Source organism: Bacillus sp. VT 712 (assembly GCF_001614195.1).
Lineage (GTDB): Bacteria > Bacillota > Bacilli > Bacillales > Bacillaceae_H > Priestia > Priestia flexa.
Map to the genome: position 1 here is coordinate 43,729 of NZ_LWBK01000010.1, position 16,913 is coordinate 60,641.

A 16,913-nucleotide genomic window follows, 5' to 3' on the forward strand; every position below is an offset into this window, starting at 1 on the left:
CTTTACTCTTAAACTTTTAAAACCAGTTTAAGAAGTCACTTTTATATATAATATTTAACGTCACCACGTGCTCGTAATAAAAATAAACAAAGTAAAAAGCTAAGATTCCGTAGTAAACGACTTTCTGATCTTTCTCTCGAAATAGCTTGACTAGCCAGGAAATTAAAATTAGCTGATAAAGACCAAAGTAAATGGTAAAGCGAGCAAAGATCCAGTTTTGTGTTGAAACAATCATGAATACAAAGCCAAGAAGCGTCATATTGACGATATAATCACTTTCTGGAAATAATTCTCGCAGCCGCTCTCTCCCTAAATAGGCAATGACTAAAGGTATGGCATTAATCAAAACTCGTAGAAAATTTGCTCCTCCTTCATCAAAGTTTTTGTACTCTGCATACTGGGTATCTTCAATAGCTGAAAACAAGATGTTTATAAATTGGTCAAAGCCAATCACTGCAGTTACAGCTAACAAAACGAGAGCGACTGTAGATTTAGACCATGCTTTTGTCCGAACAACAAAATATAAAGGAAGTAAAATAAATGCGCTTTGATGAAAAAACGAAGCGCATATAACAACTAGAAAATATCCTTTCCATCTACCTTCAATTAGCAGTTTTGTGGCTGTGAAGATAATAGCTGCTGCTAACATTTGCCTAATACCATTCATTGATACTAAAAATAAACCTCCCGTAATGTATACATAAAGGCTTAAATCTAGCATTCTCGAATATTTATAGAGGACGGTTACAACCAAAACATTTGTTATTAAAGCTGTTGAAAAGATGAGAAGCTGTGGATCTTGTGAAAGGTTCTTTAGCTGCATTTGAAACAACCCAAACCCGATGTCTTTTTGACTCATCACATATTGCCACGTAAAATCATTGGATGTATAAATATCTATATAAGCCAATGTATCGCCGATATTTGATCTCAAACCTGAAATACAAATAAGCGCCATCAGCGCTCCTGTAACAAGAAGCTTATTAGGGCGAATTTCAACAGGTGAACCTGATTCCATTAAAGGTGTAGCTGCATACCGTGAAAAAAAAGACAACAAAAAGACAATAATTAGGTTTAACCATAAAAGAGCCATTTGAAAAGATCCTTTCATTTAAACCAAGTTTTAGGATATAAACATTCTCGTTTTTAACGTAATATAGCCATATAGCGTAATACCAAGTGGGACAGCTAACAGAGTTATTGTTTTAAGAGGTGTCTCCTTTAAAAACTGACCGTTCCGGCTGATGAGGCTGCTTGATACATAATGAACAGCTTGGCGAAATTTAAACAGAGGGCTGGCAAAAGGAAGTTTCATCAACTCTTTTCTGTAAAATGCAAACCCCTGTGGATTCTTTAGATACTGTGATAACATATTTTGAGATGATCCATCGGAAAGATATTCTACACAGCACAAAACTTCGTTCATTAAAAGCAGCTCATAGTCTTTATCAAGCATGTGATACTTATAAGCAAGCCCGACATATTTTTCACCTTCAAACAGTGGATATGGATATCTTTTAGTTAGTTCTGTTCGATATACAAGCTTTTTATCTCCTGTAACGCCGTGCTTATGATAAAGATGAAACAGCGTTGACTGCTTTAATTCTTCAGGAAAAGCCGTTCCGATGATAGTGCCGTTACGGTTTGAATCTAACCCCATAATTCCGCTTACGCTGCTATTTCCGTATCGCTTCCAATGCTGTATAATCTTCTCTACCGCGTCTCTTGGCATGTAATCGTCTGAGTCGATACAGACATTCAGTTCTGTATCTATTAATTCATACGCCTTATTGTGTGCAGCGTGCATGCCTTTATTTTCTTGGAAACAATAGGAGATATCTACATCTCCTTCTTCTTTCCAAACAGCCACTTTTTGACGAGTATCATCCGTGGAGCCATCATCGATAATTAACCAAATAAAGTCTTTGCACGTTTGGACTTTTAAACTTTCATAACAATCGTTCAAACAATATGCCCGATTATATGTTGGCGTAAAAATGGTTATGGTTTTCATCATGGCCCTCCTTCATGCACACCCGATAAAACTGCTCAATTTTTTCAGCTTGATGCTTAATGTTATAGCCTTTTCTATCTAATAAATAAGCCACTTCTTTTCGAGGCAAAGAAGGGTCTATAAAAGATAGAACCCTTTCCCACTCCTTCGCCTTATCTAGTGATAATCGCTGAATAAGACCACATTCCATGTCAACTTCTTCACTGATGTCATCAGAGATGATACAGGGTAGACCACATGCTTGTGCTTCAATCAAGGTTAAGGGTAACCCTTCATGTACTGAAGGAAAAACAAAGCAATCAAACCCTTGCAAGATCTCATGAACATCTGAGCGAACGCCTAATAATCTAACGCTTTGTGCGAGCTCCAGTTCTTTAATTTGCTTTTCAATCTCGCTTTTTAATACTCCCTCTCCAACGAGGACCAGCACGGTATTTTGATTTTTTTGATGAACTTTATGAAATAATTCAAGTAAAAAGCGATGGTTTTTCTGATGGTTAAAGCGACCAACATGTCCCCATACAAGTGTACGTTCATTAACGCCCCACTCTGCACGAGCTTTCTGCCTTGCTTGCTGACAATAGCGGAATCGATCCACGTCAACTCCGTTGTTCAACAGAATGACTTTCCTGTCATGCTTCTGAAATAACCAGCTAGCAGCTGCTTTTGAACAAGCATATAAGTGTGTAGCAGATGGGACAATTCGAGTTCCTGCATACCATTTATAAGTGCGCGCCACTAAACCACCTTCACTTCTCGTATTATGACTATGGGCAATTCGAATTGGAATTTTAGCTTTTTTAGCTGTTTGCAGTACAAAACCACTCATTTTATCTAAATGAGCGTGTACAATTTGATAAGTGTGATGTTGTTGAAAAAATAAGTAGAGTTGCTTTAAATACAAGCGGTGACCAACTTCAGTTACATATGGAATACGGTAGACCTTTCCACCCAGTTCTTTTATTTCTGAATCAAAAACCCCTTCTTTGCATGTTAAAAAATCAAACTGAACTTTAGAACGGTCGATGTTGCGGTACAAATTCATGAGCAACGTTTCTGCTCCACCTCTGTTCATATTAACGACAACATGAAGTACTCTTAATTTGCAATCCACCGTTTCTCTTCCTTTCTCATACATGCTTCATAGATTGCTCTTTTTCTATCCATTACTTTCTCTAAACTGTAATGATTCATAATTGCGTTTCTCCCTTTCATGCCCATTCTATATTTTAATTCTTGGTTTGTTGCTAGCTCTTCAATATAAGAAGCAAATTCTTGCAGAGTATGAGCAATGAAGCCGTTTTGTCGCTGCTGAATTAGTTCTCTATGTCCTCTATTATCTGTACCTACGATCGGTAACCCACATGCCATGGCTTCCATTACATTGACGGGTAGACCTTCTCTAAAACTTGAAGCAACAGCAACATCGCAAAGCGGCAGTAATTCATTTAAGTCCTTATGGTACCCTAAAAACTCAACGCTTTCTCTTACACCTAATTGTTCAGCTAATAACCTGCAATTTGCTTGTAAAGGTCCCTCTCCTGCAAGCAACAATTTAGCATGTGGTATTCGTATTTTTAACTCTTTCATTAAATGAATAAGGTACTGTTGATTTTTATTGTGATTAAACTCTCCGGCGTAGATTAGTAAAAAATCCTGAGAATGGTAGCCTAGTATTGTTTTATTAAGATTTTTGGACCTTGGCTTGAATTTATCAGTATTAACCCCTACACCTTTTACATGCACTGTTTTATGCGCTTTTAGTTTTGCTTTAGCCAGATGATAATCTTCACTATTAATTGTAATTAAAACATCAGTGTAAGACGAAATTGCTCGCTCAATTGGATAATATACAAGCCAATTTAATAAAGGTGCCCCTTTATAGAAATGAAAGCCGTGCGCTGTATAAAGGACACACGCTTCATGCTTTCGAATTTGTAAAGCCGCTAAGCGCCCTAATATGCCACCCATTGGCGTGTGGCAGTGAATAACTTCATATTGATGCTTTTTCATTAGTTTCTTTAACTCTTTATATGCAAGCAGATTCTTCATATGAAAAGGTGAACGCTGAATAGATAACGCATGCTGGTGAGTGACATATGGTAAATCCATTGTTTTAGCCGCTGCAACATGGACTTCCCACCCTTGTTCTTTAAACCACTTTAAATATGGAAGGTGAAACGCATTGAAGTGAAAATCAACTGTCGCACAAAACAATATTTTAGGCATAGACGAGCGTTCCTTTCTACTACAGTAATATTAACTTGATACAGATAATGTCTTATCTACCTTCTTATTTGCTAAATAAATTAACTCGCTGCGCAGTTCATGCTTATTTAATTCATGAGATGTTGCAAGTAATCTCTCAATCTCTTGAAAATAAGGCGAAGATGTTTTGCCTACGTAAATTTTTGGATAAACCTGTTCCTCATGAACTTCTTCTTTTGTCAATAATTCTTCAAATAGTTTTTCTCCTGGACGAATTCCCGTGTATGCAATGTCAATATCATCCAAACTATAACCAGATAAGGTAATTAAATTTTTAGCTAAATCAACAATTCTCACAGGCTTTCCCATATCTAAAACAAATACTTCGCCACCTTTTGCTAATGCTCCAGCTTGAATAACAAGTCGAGACGCTTCTGGAATCGTCATAAAATAGCGAACCATTTCTGGATCTGTAACGGTCACAGGTCCTCCTGCTTCAATTTGCTTCTTAAAAAGAGGAATAACACTCCCTCTGCTTCCAAGCACGTTTCCAAAGCGGACGGCTACAAATGTTGTTGCACTCTGTTCATTCATATATTGAACAATGGATTCAGCTAGTTTTTTTGTTGCTCCCATAACGCTTGTCGGATTTACGGCTTTATCTGATGAAATCATGACAAATGTGTTCACGTGATTATCACTGGCAGCTCTTGCTACGTTTATCGTGCCAATAACATTGTTTTTTACAGCTTCCTCTGGATTATGTTCCATAAGTGGAACATGTTTATGAGCGGCGGCATGATACACGACGTCAGGAGCATAGTGTTTCATCACACGCATCATTTTTTCAGCATCTTGAATATCTGCAATTTCTGTTATAAAAAGCGTTTTCGTAGTGGGGAATTGTTCTTTTAGCTCTACGCTAATCGAATAAATACTGTTTTCTCCGTGTCCCAATAAGATTAATTGCTTAGGCGCAAACCCTGTAATTTGTCTAGCGATTTCAGAACCAATGGATCCACCAGCTCCCGTAATGAGAACCGTTTTATTTGTTACGTACTTGGCCACGCTTTGCATGTCCATATCTACAGGCTCTCTTCCCAACAAGCTCTCTATCTTCACATCTTGAAATTGATTGACTGATACTTTCCCAGTTACCAAATCTTCAAGCATTGGAAGTGTCTGAGTTTTCACTCGTGTTTTAACACAAGCTTTTGATATGCGATGTAACTGCTTTTTTGTTAAAGAAGGAATTGCAATTATGATATTGTCAATTTTTAAATCACTAACAACCCAATCAATGCTGTCCAAGCCTCCTACAACTCTTACACCTAAAATATCAAGGTGTTGCTTGCTTACGTTATCATCAATAAACGCAACAGGATAAAGCTCACTTTGTTTGTTTTTTACTAGCTGTCGCACAACCATGGTGCCGGCAGAGCCTGCGCCTACAATTAGTGTTCGTTTTTTCTTTTGCTTTTCTTTATTTAAAGAATCTAAATAAACACGCCACACAAATCGTGACCCCCCAATAAGCAAAAGATGCAAAAGCCACGTTATTAATAAAAGTCGAACATGAACGGTCTGTATAATCACTTGTTGAAACACACAGGCCAGCATAACTGAGTAAGAAACAGCTTTTAAAATGATAACGAGCTCCCCTACGCTTGCATACTCCCATGATTTATAATATAAGCCCAATTTAATAGCGAACAGATGGTGCCCAAGCAGCAATACTAGTGAACTCATCCATATTTCAGCAGTTACTATATGAAAGTCACTATTAACAAGAAATCTACTAATGAAGATTGTCATGAAAACAATACATGAATCGATGACGATAAATAGTGATAATCTCTGTCTGTGCGTCATGAATTGATCCCTTTCTTTCTGGAATTAATATAATAAAGTTCTTATGTATAAAGTTCTTATGTATAAAGTTCACACTATACTTCATACATAAAAACTTTATTTAAACTAAATAGGCATCTAACCTATCCTCACACCACACTTTTGACGACTAGCGTCTAAGGTTTTGTAACCCACAGCACGGTCGAGTGTCTCCATTGATACAGGTAAGTAGACATCACCTCGTTCTTTATAAAGAACATTTGTATACTTATTTTTCATTAATAATCGTTCCTACTAGCTTTGCATGCGCTAAATCTAAAATATTTTTCGCTTCAATCAATTGCTGAGGTTTGATCTTTCCCTGCTTAAGTACAAGTACAACCCCATGACACCGGTTAGCCATTAACCTTGTTTCCGTAAAATCTAATACGGACGGTGAGTCAATAATCACTACATCGTAGCGATTAACAATAATTTGCATAAGTCGAATCATTGTGTCGCTTCCCAAAAGCTCTGCTGGATTATAAGATGGTTTACCGCTCGTTAAAATTTCAAGCTGACCGATGGCGGGCTGATATATAGCCTCTACTAAATCAGCGGTTCTTTCTAGTACATCTGTAAGCCCAACTTTATTAGACAGCTTAAAAATTGTATGGATGAACGGAGAGCGGAGATTGGCATCAATTAATAACACTCTTTGCTTTTGAGCAATAGAAGTCGCTAGATTCGCTGCAATCATTGATTTTCCAGTTCCTTGCTCTGCAGATGTAATTAACAGCAAGTAGTTCTTTTTCTCTTTCATTAAAAATTGAATATTGGTTCTAATTGTTCGAAACTGATCTGAAATTAAAGAGTTTGGATTTGAGTAAGCAATTAGACTTTGTTTTTTAAAAGCGGATGATTGACTTTTTTTACTTAGCATCAGCAGCTTCTCTCCTTACTTCCATTTCTTTCGCTCGTTTTTTATTAATAGATAAATTTTTCTTATTCATACTTGAGATTACGCCGAGAACTGGAACACCGAGAATATCTTCAATCTCACTATGCTTTCGTAGCGTTACATCTAAAGAGTCCAATAAGAATGCCAAACCCACACCAACTGCTAATCCAAACAAAAAGGTAAAAATAATTGTACGACTTTGGGATTCATTGATGGGATAAGGGTTTTCTTTTGCACCGGATAATAGCTGTACATCTTTAAATTTTAAGATGGAAGCAATTTCATTTTTAAAAACGCGAGCCGTTGTATCCGCAATACTTACTGCCCTTTGTGGAGTCGAGTCAACAACTGAGATGCTCACAACTTGAGATTCGTCAATCCTTGTAACTTGTATTTGATTCGCAATCGACTCTGGAGATTTTTGTAGCCTTAACTCTTCTTTTACTTTTTGCATCATGATAGGATCTTTAATCATGACCATTAACGTTTTCATGTATTCACTATCTGTATTAATAATAATTCGTGTTGATGTTTGATAAAGAGGGGAGCTATTTAAGCCGCTGTAGATAACGCCAATCATTGTAGTAATAGCCGTAATGATTAGAATGACCCAGACTCTTTTCTTTAACACATCATAATATTCCTTTAAATTAATTTCTTTGTCACTTTTACCTCTTTGAAAGGTTTGTATATTCTCACTCTTCATGCTAACCACCCTTATTATGCATGTTCAACAAGAATATTGTTCTCTATAAAGAACATGTCAATATAATGTTTTTTTTTTTATCATTTATGCTCAGTGGGTGTTCGGTTCTTTCATAATTGACAACAGGATTCCTTCTTGCATCATTTTTTCAATATGAATGATAACTGGAATTAGAGATGTTGTAGGCCCAACCAACTCAGGACCTGTTTGTTCAACCCACAAGTGATATGAAAAGCGAAGCATACGGTACAGCTTCTTTTCAACGAGGGCTATGTAGTACTTAGGCTGATAGATCTTTGCATGATGGTTAAAAATAGAAAAGAAATGACTGAAGTAACCTTGACGCTGATAGTTTAGATGTAAACAAAGTTTATCTATTTCCCAGGATCACTACATGCTGTGGTTTATAAAACCAGAAGATGACCTTGCGAACAACGTAACAAGGCCATCTAGCTGTTATTAGCTGTCTAAGTCATTGTTGGAAGAATCTTTTGATGGCTTGTCTTCCCAACCTTTTAATGTCATTTTGACTTCTAACACTTCAACCGTTGGCGTATTCCATTCTTTTTTCATTTTAATCCTCCTTTATATGCTTTTGTTTCATAACTGCTCATGTACCTCATAAACAAGTAAATAAGAGCAAAAAACACATGTGTTCTTTATAAAGAACACATGTGAATCTTATCACTTTAACATTTTATTGTCAATAATCTTTCGTTATTTTCTGAATTTAAACACCATCTCATTTATTTTTTAAGCAGCTTATTGATTAGTGCGCTGCCACTTTTGAAACTCTAAAAACTGCTTAAATTGTTCTTTACTAACTCCGGAATGTGCCGCTTCTTTTGCAAGCTCTACCCATTCTGCGTCTAACTGTGATTCATCTTTATCACTGGTACCATTGATAAGCGTCTCAACATTAACATTTAATACATTCGACACTTTTGTTAAAAACTGAATTGAAGGATTAAGCTGAATGCCACGCTCTACCGATGAAATATAAGATTTAGCTACCCCAGCTCGTGTAGCAAGTTCGGTTAAAGACATTCCTTTTTTTCCTCTTAACTCTCTAATACGCTGACCAATTTCCATTGTCATCACCCTTAACTGTTACTGTTAAGAGCATTATAACATATTTTCTTTTCCATTACTTATTTTCAAAATACCGATTGTGACAACTGCTACAATTCAGTTTATGTTGACGATTTTTTATTTTACAGGCGTTTTCCACCACCGATATAAATCGACGCAGCTACCCACTAACAAACCACTGAATAGACCGAGCGGTAAAACTGCCATTTCTTCGTATACAACCCCTTCAATAAAGAGCCCAGAAATACAGCCAAATAAAACTCCTACAAAGGTATAATGTCCAAATAAACCCGCTTTCACCACGATAAAAACCTCTTTCTAATTTTTAAAAATAAGTCGATAAACTCACTATTAGTATAAATTACTCATTATCGCGTGTATAGCATTTTAAACAGTGATCCTGTTATTTTATAAAAAACTGCCTCATACAAACAGCTTTTTGTTAGCTAGTTAAAACTTACCTCTTTAATCTTCCAAGTACCACTGGTTGAAGGTTTTTCTAATTTAAAGCTCACTGTTAAGCTTCTTTGACCTTCACCTCTCTCAACTGCAATAGTTGAAACATTTACTGCTCCCTTTACGATTAAGGGCTGTGTTTCTATCACTGATTGAATTTCTTCTTGTTTGTAATGTAATGCTTCAATCTTTTCCACTTTTGAATAGACTTTTTCTAGCTGTTTTTTACCTACCGCTGCTTTCAACAGTATATCATCTCTTTGTTTTACTCCAATTAAGAAAAGCTGAATGAGTTGTTCTGGTGTAGCTGTAGAAACAAATTTCTCAAGATTATCTCCGGCTTTTAACACCATCATTTGATGATCTGGGTCAGCATGATTTCGTTTATGAGTAGTGCTGCCTAAAAAATGAATGCAAAAATGTCCTGGAAATCCGTTATCTAGCGCCCCGGCCCCGTGTGGTATACCATTCATCGATGCAGCTATAAGCTGTCCTTTTACAGGAATCAGAACTGCTTTTCTATTCCAGCTCCAATGATTGTCATAGATGTATTTCATAACGGCTGTATCGGTTCTTGTTAACGGTTGTACATCTGCATGCTTGTTTCCCGCTCGCCGCTGCACGTTAAAGGATAAACCTGTATCCATATCAATTACCGTAAATTTCTTGCCTTTAAGAAGTAAATGTTGGGCTTCTTTCCATGGTATAATTTTACCTTTTTGTACTGCGCCATAATAAGTTAAAGGATGATTTTTTGCTTTTGCACTTGCTTGAGTCGGCGTAATAAGACTTATAAACAATAAAATAATGAAATATTTGTTCATACATAAACCTCTTTCATGTACATTTTAGCTTTATTAATATACGACAGTTTATGTATTTTATAATTGGCACTTAATAACTAAAAGAAACCTTTATTCGGTTACATGAAATTGTTATGCTTCCTTATACTAACATCGGGAGGGAAATGCGTATGAAACTAACTTGGATGTTAGGTCTTATGTTGGTTGCTCATCCAACTGCGGTATCAGACCATTTGTTATTAACCGATGACAATAAACCAATTACAACCATTAATCGTGCAGATATTCAAAGTGATATTCCAGGCGTTCCACTTATTGATGATGATAAATACGACATGCTATTGAAAAAAATTCAGCCTATTGTGTATAAACCACCTGTTAATGCAAAGCTTGATCGTGCGGGCAACATCATTTCTGAGCAGCCTGGCTCACAGCTTAACAGCGTATTATTTAAAGAAGAGTTTTACAGAACCTTTTATAATCATTCACAACCATCCATTAAGATTCCAAAGGTGGTTATTTATCCTAAAGTGGACAGCGAACTGTTAGCATCCGTACGGTCCAAGCAAATTAGTCATTATTATACTTATTTTAATACGCATAATAAAAACCGCTCACACAACATTTCTTTAGCTACAGAAGCCATTAATAATCAAGTTATTTTTCCTGGAGAAACGTTTTCGTTTAATCGTACTGTGGGGCAACGAACAAAAGAAAAAGGCTATCTTCCTGCTAAAATTATCGTGCGTGGTGAATTTTCAGAAGGAATTGGGGGTGGCATTTGTCAAGTTTCCTCAACCTTGTTTAACGCCGTTGATCGTGCGGGATTGGAAGTAACTCAGCGATTTTCACATAGCAAAACGGTTCACTATGTTCCACCGGGAAGAGATGCCACTGTAAGCTGGTACGGTCCTGACTTCAATTTTCGAAACAACTATGACCAACCGCTCCTTATTCGCGCTTATGCAAAGGGAAGTACAGTAATCATTATGCTACTTTCAACAAATGATCTTCGCTACGAACCAAAAAGTGTACCAAGTATTCAAAAAGAAGACCTCGTCCCATCAGCAGTTGACTAAGTAAAAAGATGTGTTCTGCATGCTATATTGAACACATCTTTTTAGTAAAGAGAGAGCTGTACGCAAACAGCAATCCATTCTTCACCACTCCATTATCTTTTCTTATTTTTTTAGAATAAGAGATAAAAATGGAGAGTTTTTATCTCTGTATTACGTCTAATCCGCTGATGTATCATCTTAATGATTATTTAGAACATATATTTATTGGCTTGAATTGCATCTTCTACAGAATAGTCTTCAAGAGGTAGCTCAATTTCTTGTCCGAGCGCAAGCTTAGCAAGCTGTGATCCTAAATAAGGTCCTACTGTTAAACCTGATGCTCCAAGTCCATTTGCTAAAAAGACGTTTGAATGTGACGGAACGGCCCCGATAATTGGTAAGAACCCTGGCGTAAACGGTCTGAATCCTACGCGAATTTCATCTATTGCTCCGTCGGCTAATCCAGGTGCTATCTCTAATGCTTTATTAAGCACTTCATAAACCCCACCAGCTGTTACCCGGTAATCAAAGCCCGTGTCGTTTTCATGTGTTGCCCCAATTACAATCTTACCTTGTTCAAAAGCGAGAATATATTGGTCATTGGGTGGCATCACAACAGGTAAAGAACCGGTGTCTTCTTCGTCAAGCTGCAAATGCATAATTTGGGCTTTTTGATACGTAACTTGTAAATCAATCCCAATCGGTTCAAATAGCTCTCTTGCCCAAGCTCCCGCCGTAACGATAACATAATCTGCTTCAATAGTAGCTGAACTTGTAAGAACTCCTCTTATTTTTTTACCTTTATATAGAAGTTTGGCTTCATCATGAATGAGTTTTGCTCCATGTTTTTTGGCCCCTGCAAGCAGAGCTTCACACAATGCTCTTCCATTAACGCGAGCAGCTCCGCTAATGTGAACAGATTGAAAGCCATTTTGTAAAAAGGGAAACTCCCGTTGAGTTTTATCTTCTAGCAAGCGACTGATATCACCAATTTCAGGCGCATCTTCACGTCGCTTGTAAGCCCGCTCTTGCATTTTATCAAGTTTATTTTCATCTGTATGAATACTGATCGCTCCAACCTTTTTATAGCCTGTATTTGTTTCTCCATCCGCTTCTAAGCTTGCAATTAAGTCTTGATAATATTTTGCACCGTACTTAGCTAAACGGTACCAAGCTTTATTACGACGCTGTGACAGCCATGGGCATACAATTCCTGCAGCTGCATCTGTTGCTTGTCCATCATGCTTTTTGTCTACAACCGTTACATCCGCTCCTGATTTGGCTAAATGATAAGCAGTTGATGCTCCTAATATTCCTGCTCCGATAACGATATATGTACTCATTTATTAACATTCCTTTATTCTCTATTAGTCATTAGTTGATGAAGATGGTGCTTCACCACTTTGTTCTTTAATTCGTTTATCGATTGCTTCCTTTGTTTGCTTACGAACCTGACCTTTTCGCTCATACTCGTTTTGGTAATAATCTTTAACCGTTTGATAGCGCTCTTTAATGAGGTCACGATAAACTTCGGCTTCTTTTTTATTTTTAAACTTATTTTCTTGTTCTAAAAAGCGACCAGCCTTTTGCATCCTTAAATCTGTATATAATAACCTTGTTGATACACCATTGACCGCAAACAGGGCTTGACTAAAGATTTTATTGCTTGTAAACATGGCTTGCTGCAAATTTCCTGACTCCCACTGAGCCCATTCCCATGCTAAGCGCAGCTACTACGTTTTTCATGCTTTCGCGTCCCCTTCATACTATATCATCCATATGGTAACATAAAACAGCTCTCCGAAATCCATTTTTTGTATAATGAAAATTCGAGCTACTGCTTTATCTACTGCCTTCGAAGTCAATTAAACTATGATCTGCTAGAGAAAGGAAGGTGACTATATGAAACAAATTAAAGTTAATCAATACGATGCGTTTAGTAGAAAACCACATAAGGGAAACCCTGCAGGAGTCGAGTGTCCTACGCTCCATTCCACCCTGTTTCCAACATTGTTTTTCACAATCAGCAAAAAACCTGAACGATTAAAAGTTATGAACTCTCAATCGTTCAGGTATAGTAGAGGCTGAACTACTTATGTCTCAGTCTCTTTCCTATGTAAAAACTTATGAGAAAACAGCTTGAACGCTCATCACCGTTACAGTTAACACAAGCACTAAATTTCCAAGAATTAACCAGGTCTTCACGCTCCCACGCTTTCCTTTAATCGCTGTAATAAGTCCAGCTACTGGGAGTAACGCCATTAGGATGACCCAAATTTTTCGAATAATTCCTGATTCTAAATAAAATCCTACTTGTACCATTGTAAATAAAACAATTGTCAGTACAAACAGTAGGCCCGGAATAAATAAATGTACGCCTCTTGGCCTTGGTGAATAGTACAAAACATCACTTTCTTTCTATATATAATTTTAGCTAACAACAACGTTATCATTTACCAAAGTTTTTGACAACTTGTCAGACAAAGTTGTTAACAAAATTTAATAAAAAATCATTAGTGCTTGGTTTCTTCAAATGGAAATTCCTCTGTTGTATGAATAATCCCTTTCAAATATGATTTATCCAAAGGTTTACCTTCTATCCATTCTTTAAATGAAAAGATGAAAGGCTCAGCTGACCGACCAATTCCAACTGCTACTTGCAGCGTATGAGGTTCATATGCAACCGTATGCAACGTTCCAGCTGAATTTTTATAGTCTTCTTTAAAGACTCCGTAGGCTGGATCATTAAAAACTCGATACGAATCTCGTATGGATAGCGCTTGGTCAATCTGGTTCCGAATATTCTCTAAACGCTCTGTTGATTCAACGAGGTGATGACGATTCTCTTCGACTAATTCATGAAAATGATTTGTACAAGCCATCGTAGCTCCTCTCAATACGCGCACTCCTCTACCTGATGCCTCCACAACAGCTGCATTCCCACTTCGATCATAAAGTGAATAGTTAAATGCATGCCTGTGGGGTGCTCTCTCTAAAACAGCTATCGCTTCTTCCGTTGTTTCGCATGATTCCAAAATAAAACGAGCTAACGTGCAGCAAATGAAGCCACCTGTCTGCCTGCGACGATTGACAAAATGGTAGCCGACTACAAGGCCTTTTTCGTTCATACCATCCATACGACCAATCATTCTAGTTCCAAATCCTACGCTAGCAAAGCCTTGGTCGGGTTGAAAGAGTAAAAACCTTCCTTCATATGTTTTAGGGTGATAGTCATAGTTACGCACATACACTCCGTTTTGCATAAGAGCAGAACACCCTGTTTTATCCCAGTTTTGTTGATAGCCACTGTATTCATGAACAATATCTTCAAGCGACCATTCTAGCCCTTCACTCAATCCTTCTAACTCACTCCACAAGCCTGGTGCAAACAAATCATAATACGTTTTAGCCTGACGTTGATTAGCCTCATAGCTTCGAATCGATCGCTTTCTTCTTTTCAAATGATTCTCTTCAAGCTTTGTGCCCTTATGCAGTAACCCTTGTAGCATACCAAGGTTATAATAAGATCCTCTTCCCTGGATAATCTCTACCTTTATTTCTTTCATTCCTTTTCACCTCATTTAATCTACTATTATTTTGCAGGAAATGAACATTGCTTTGCAACTTTCAACCCTCATACAAGACGTCCAAATGGAATAAGGTTAAATAGTGAGGGTTTGGAATTAGTAAATATTAATTTGAGGTGATGACTCATGCTACAAGAAAAAACAGCAAAAGAAATCCATTATTATATACAAAAAATTCAAGGCAGACAGTCAGCTGATGGTTCATTTCAGTATTGCTTTGAAGGTGGCGTTATGACTGATTCTTTCCTAATTATGCTATTGCGAAGCATCGAACACCCAAACCAGAAGCTTGTTGAAAAGCTTACAAAACGAATTGTTTCAAAACAAAACAAAGATGGCGTTTGGACTTTACACGATGATGAAAAGCCAAACCCCTCTGCGACTCTTCAAGCCTACGCAGCCCTTTTATATTCTGGCTTCTATACGCGCGAAGATCGCGTTCTTCGAAAAGCAGAAGCTTACCTCATTGAAACCAATGCGCTATCAAAGGCTCATTTTATGACAAAATGGATGCTCGCAGCAAACGGATTGTACGACTGGCCTTCGTTATTTTATTTACCGCTTTCGTTTCTAGTTGTTCCGCCTAACGCTCCACTTAGCTTTTATAATTTAAGCGCTTATGCACGCATTCATTTTATTCCAATGATGATCGTTGCCAATAAAAAATTTTCAGTGACATCTAAGCATACCCCTTCTCTCAGCCATTTACTCACAAGGTCAGAGGAACTGGATATGCAACGAAATGTTCGAGCATCACCATTTCTTAAGCAAGTGAAACATTTGACATCCCTTCCATCTTACATTCATCGACTTGGGTATCAAGCTGCTGAGCGCTACATGCTCGATCGATTAGAAGATGATGGGACGCTATACAGTTACGCTAGTGCTACATTTTTTATGATTTACGCTCTTTTAGCGCTTGGATATAAGCGTAATTCTCCAATTGTTCAACGGGCCGTTGAGGGAATTTACGGATTAGCTAGTGAATGCTCCACTTATACACATATTGAAAATTCTACGTCAACCGTATGGGATACAGCTCTTTTAACTTATGCACTTCAAGAAGCCGGTCTATCTTGGAAAGACCCCATGATAAGAAAAGCGACTTCCTATTTACAGCAAAAACAACATTCTCGCTTTGGAGATTGGCGTGTTCACAACCCAGGTATTCAACCAGGTGGATGGGGATTTTCACATAACAACACCATCAACCCTGATTTAGATGATACTTCAGCTGCAATTCGTGCACTAACAAGTCGAGCCTCAGACGATCCTTCCTATTTCCATTCGTGGCAAAAAGGAATCAACTGGCTGTTATCGATGCAAAATCGAGACGGTGGGTTCGCTGCCTTTGAAAAAAACACTGATAGCACATTGTTTACGTATCTACCCCTTGAAAATGCGGAAGATGCGGCTACAGATCCCGCAACTGCGGATTTAACAGGCCGAGTACTAGAATGCCTTGGGTCATTTGGAGGCATGAACAAAAATCACCCAAAAATTCAAGCAGCCGTTGATTGGTTATTTGACAATCAAGAAGAGAATGGCAGCTGGTATGGTCGATGGGGAGTTTGCTATATATACGGTACATGGGCAGCCGTTACGGGCCTTTTAGCAGTAGGTGTTTCAAAACACGATAAGCAGATTGTAAAAGCAATTAACTGGCTTAAGAGCATCCAGCGTTCAGATGGCGGCTGGGGAGAATCATGCTCTAGTGCGAAATACAAGCGCTATATACCATTATCGTTTAGTACACCTTCTCAAACGGCTTGGGCTATAGATGCACTACTAAGCGTCTGTCCAAAAACAAACCAAGAAATAATAGATGGTGTTTCCTTTTTACTTAATCGCTCAGAACAAACTATACAGCAACGGAACTATCCGACCGGTATAGGACTTCCCGGGCAATTTTATATTAACTATCACAGCTATAATGACCTTTTTCCATTATTAGCTCTTTCTCATTATCAAGCAAAGGCTTAAAAAAGAGTTTGGGACATAACAAAATGATTGCTTCTAAGAGACGAACACTAGCTGTTCCAATCTCTTTAGTTTGTCTCAACACGTTCGTTCCATTGCGCTACGGCCACTCGCTTTCCGCGGGGAGGAACCTGAGCTTCCTCGCTGCGCTGCGGGATCTCCGTTTTCCCTCTCTTTCCCGCAGGAGTCGAGTGTCCTATGCTCCATTCCACCCTGTT

General features: G+C 37.8%; 18 protein-coding genes. 2 read left to right on the forward strand and 16 right to left on the reverse strand.

The annotated features are described in order from the left end of the window. Positions 1-16: 16 nt before the first annotated feature. The 12 genes from A2U94_RS06335 to A2U94_RS06380 form a co-directional block, all read right to left on the reverse strand. The gene (locus A2U94_RS06335; RefSeq protein WP_062954465.1) at positions 17-1,093 is read right to left on the reverse strand and encodes an EpsG family protein; all 1,077 of its coding nucleotides are present in this window, start codon (positions 1,091-1,093) and stop codon (positions 17-19) included. Positions 1,094-1,123: 30 nt separating this feature from the next. Beyond that, positions 1,124-2,014: a glycosyltransferase family 2 protein gene (locus A2U94_RS06340; RefSeq protein WP_062954466.1), complete on the reverse strand. Its 891-nt coding sequence runs from the start codon at positions 2,012-2,014 to the stop codon at positions 1,124-1,126. After that, on the reverse strand, positions 1,980-3,128 hold the full coding sequence (locus tag A2U94_RS06345; protein ID WP_144593865.1) for a glycosyltransferase family 1 protein: 1,149 nt from the start codon (positions 3,126-3,128) through the stop codon (positions 1,980-1,982). Before A2U94_RS06345 ends, A2U94_RS06340 begins: the two co-directional genes overlap by 35 nt. Continuing rightward, positions 3,113-4,243 carry a glycosyltransferase family 4 protein gene (locus A2U94_RS06350; RefSeq protein WP_062954468.1) on the reverse strand — a complete coding sequence of 377 codons (1,131 nt, stop codon included), beginning with the start codon at positions 4,241-4,243 and terminating at the stop codon, positions 3,113-3,115. The genes A2U94_RS06345 and A2U94_RS06350 overlap by 16 nt, the downstream gene beginning before the upstream one ends. 30 nt (positions 4,244-4,273) lie before the next feature. Beyond that, entirely contained in the window at positions 4,274-6,094 is a 1,821-nt protein-coding gene (locus tag A2U94_RS06355) for a polysaccharide biosynthesis protein (protein WP_062954470.1), read from the reverse strand. A gap of 247 nt (positions 6,095-6,341) precedes the next feature. Further along, positions 6,342-6,995 (reverse strand): CpsD/CapB family tyrosine-protein kinase, encoded by a 654-nt coding sequence (locus A2U94_RS06360; protein WP_064484033.1) that lies wholly within the window; start codon positions 6,993-6,995, stop codon positions 6,342-6,344. Then, complete coding sequence (locus A2U94_RS06365; protein WP_062686483.1) at positions 6,985-7,719, reverse strand: YveK family protein; 735 nt, start codon at positions 7,717-7,719, stop codon at positions 6,985-6,987. The genes A2U94_RS06360 and A2U94_RS06365 overlap by 11 nt, the downstream gene beginning before the upstream one ends. A 90-nt stretch (positions 7,720-7,809) precedes the next feature. Then, positions 7,810-7,962, reverse strand: a complete 153-nt coding sequence (locus A2U94_RS21070) for a hypothetical protein (RefSeq protein WP_156482226.1) — start codon at positions 7,960-7,962, stop codon at positions 7,810-7,812. A gap of 216 nt (positions 7,963-8,178) precedes the next feature. Then, the gene (locus A2U94_RS21075) at positions 8,179-8,292 is read right to left on the reverse strand and encodes a paeninodin family lasso peptide (protein ID WP_119543706.1); all 114 of its coding nucleotides are present in this window, start codon (positions 8,290-8,292) and stop codon (positions 8,179-8,181) included. Positions 8,293-8,481: 189 nt separating this feature from the next. Beyond that, on the reverse strand, positions 8,482-8,811 hold the full coding sequence (locus A2U94_RS06370; RefSeq protein ID WP_062954471.1) for a helix-turn-helix domain-containing protein: 330 nt from the start codon (positions 8,809-8,811) through the stop codon (positions 8,482-8,484). 117 nt (positions 8,812-8,928) lie between these two features. Beyond that, positions 8,929-9,114 carry a hypothetical protein gene (locus tag A2U94_RS06375; RefSeq protein ID WP_062954473.1) on the reverse strand — a complete coding sequence of 62 codons (186 nt, stop codon included), beginning with the start codon at positions 9,112-9,114 and terminating at the stop codon, positions 8,929-8,931. A gap of 143 nt (positions 9,115-9,257) precedes the next feature. Next, complete coding sequence (locus A2U94_RS06380) at positions 9,258-10,091, reverse strand: class III extradiol ring-cleavage dioxygenase family protein (RefSeq protein WP_062954475.1); 834 nt, start codon at positions 10,089-10,091, stop codon at positions 9,258-9,260. A gap of 149 nt (positions 10,092-10,240) precedes the next feature. Between A2U94_RS06380 and A2U94_RS06385 the strand changes: the two genes are divergently transcribed. Next, the gene (locus A2U94_RS06385) at positions 10,241-11,149 is read left to right on the forward strand and encodes a VanW family protein (protein WP_025910507.1); all 909 of its coding nucleotides are present in this window, start codon (positions 10,241-10,243) and stop codon (positions 11,147-11,149) included. A 188-nt stretch (positions 11,150-11,337) separates the two neighbouring features. Here A2U94_RS06385 and A2U94_RS06390 read toward each other — a convergent pair whose 3' ends face one another. The 4 genes from A2U94_RS06390 to A2U94_RS06410 all read right to left on the reverse strand — a co-directional run bounded on the left by A2U94_RS06390 (position 11,338) and on the right by A2U94_RS06410 (position 14,694). Continuing rightward, on the reverse strand, positions 11,338-12,471 hold the full coding sequence (locus A2U94_RS06390; protein ID WP_025910509.1) for an NAD(P)/FAD-dependent oxidoreductase: 1,134 nt from the start codon (positions 12,469-12,471) through the stop codon (positions 11,338-11,340). 24 nt (positions 12,472-12,495) lie between these two features. Beyond that, the gene (locus A2U94_RS06395; protein WP_062954477.1) at positions 12,496-12,816 is read right to left on the reverse strand and encodes a hypothetical protein; all 321 of its coding nucleotides are present in this window, start codon (positions 12,814-12,816) and stop codon (positions 12,496-12,498) included. A gap of 436 nt (positions 12,817-13,252) precedes the next feature. After that, on the reverse strand, positions 13,253-13,531 hold the full coding sequence (locus A2U94_RS06405) for a hypothetical protein (protein WP_231882737.1): 279 nt from the start codon (positions 13,529-13,531) through the stop codon (positions 13,253-13,255). Between the two features lie 110 nt (positions 13,532-13,641). Next, positions 13,642-14,694 carry an acyl-CoA--6-aminopenicillanic acid acyl-transferase gene (locus A2U94_RS06410; RefSeq protein ID WP_025910515.1) on the reverse strand — a complete coding sequence of 351 codons (1,053 nt, stop codon included), beginning with the start codon at positions 14,692-14,694 and terminating at the stop codon, positions 13,642-13,644. 147 nt (positions 14,695-14,841) lie between these two features. On the opposite strand from A2U94_RS06410, the gene A2U94_RS06415 reads away from it, so the two are divergent. Then, complete coding sequence (locus A2U94_RS06415; protein ID WP_025910516.1) at positions 14,842-16,698, forward strand: terpene cyclase/mutase family protein; 1,857 nt, start codon at positions 14,842-14,844, stop codon at positions 16,696-16,698. The last annotated feature ends 215 nt before the right edge of the window (positions 16,699-16,913 follow it).

Excerpts from the sequence above, each read along its gene's own strand:
- A2U94_RS06385 (WP_025910507.1), top strand. The coding sequence starts at position 10,241 with ATGAAACTAACTTGGATGTTAGGTCTTATGTTGGTTGCTCATCCAACT.
- A2U94_RS21075 (WP_119543706.1), bottom strand. The coding sequence starts at position 8,292 with ATGAAAAAAGAATGGAATACGCCAACGGTTGAAGTGTTAGAAGTCAAA.
- A2U94_RS06390 (WP_025910509.1), bottom strand. The coding sequence starts at position 12,471 with ATGAGTACATATATCGTTATCGGAGCAGGAATATTAGGAGCATCAACT.
- A2U94_RS06410 (WP_025910515.1), bottom strand. The coding sequence starts at position 14,694 with ATGAAAGAAATAAAGGTAGAGATTATCCAGGGAAGAGGATCTTATTAT.
- A2U94_RS06370 (WP_062954471.1), bottom strand. The coding sequence starts at position 8,811 with ATGGAAATTGGTCAGCGTATTAGAGAGTTAAGAGGAAAAAAAGGAATG.
- A2U94_RS06415 (WP_025910516.1), top strand. The coding sequence starts at position 14,842 with ATGCTACAAGAAAAAACAGCAAAAGAAATCCATTATTATATACAAAAA.
- A2U94_RS06365 (WP_062686483.1), bottom strand. The coding sequence starts at position 7,719 with ATGAAGAGTGAGAATATACAAACCTTTCAAAGAGGTAAAAGTGACAAA.
- A2U94_RS06340 (WP_062954466.1), bottom strand. The coding sequence starts at position 2,014 with ATGAAAACCATAACCATTTTTACGCCAACATATAATCGGGCATATTGT.
- A2U94_RS06335 (WP_062954465.1), bottom strand. The coding sequence starts at position 1,093 with ATGGCTCTTTTATGGTTAAACCTAATTATTGTCTTTTTGTTGTCTTTT.
- A2U94_RS21070 (WP_156482226.1), bottom strand. The coding sequence starts at position 7,962 with ATGCTTCGCTTTTCATATCACTTGTGGGTTGAACAAACAGGTCCTGAG.
- A2U94_RS06360 (WP_064484033.1), bottom strand. The coding sequence starts at position 6,995 with ATGCTAAGTAAAAAAAGTCAATCATCCGCTTTTAAAAAACAAAGTCTA.
- A2U94_RS06380 (WP_062954475.1), bottom strand. The coding sequence starts at position 10,091 with ATGAACAAATATTTCATTATTTTATTGTTTATAAGTCTTATTACGCCG.
- A2U94_RS06350 (WP_062954468.1), bottom strand. The coding sequence starts at position 4,243 with ATGCCTAAAATATTGTTTTGTGCGACAGTTGATTTTCACTTCAATGCG.
- A2U94_RS06355 (WP_062954470.1), bottom strand. The coding sequence starts at position 6,094 with ATGACGCACAGACAGAGATTATCACTATTTATCGTCATCGATTCATGT.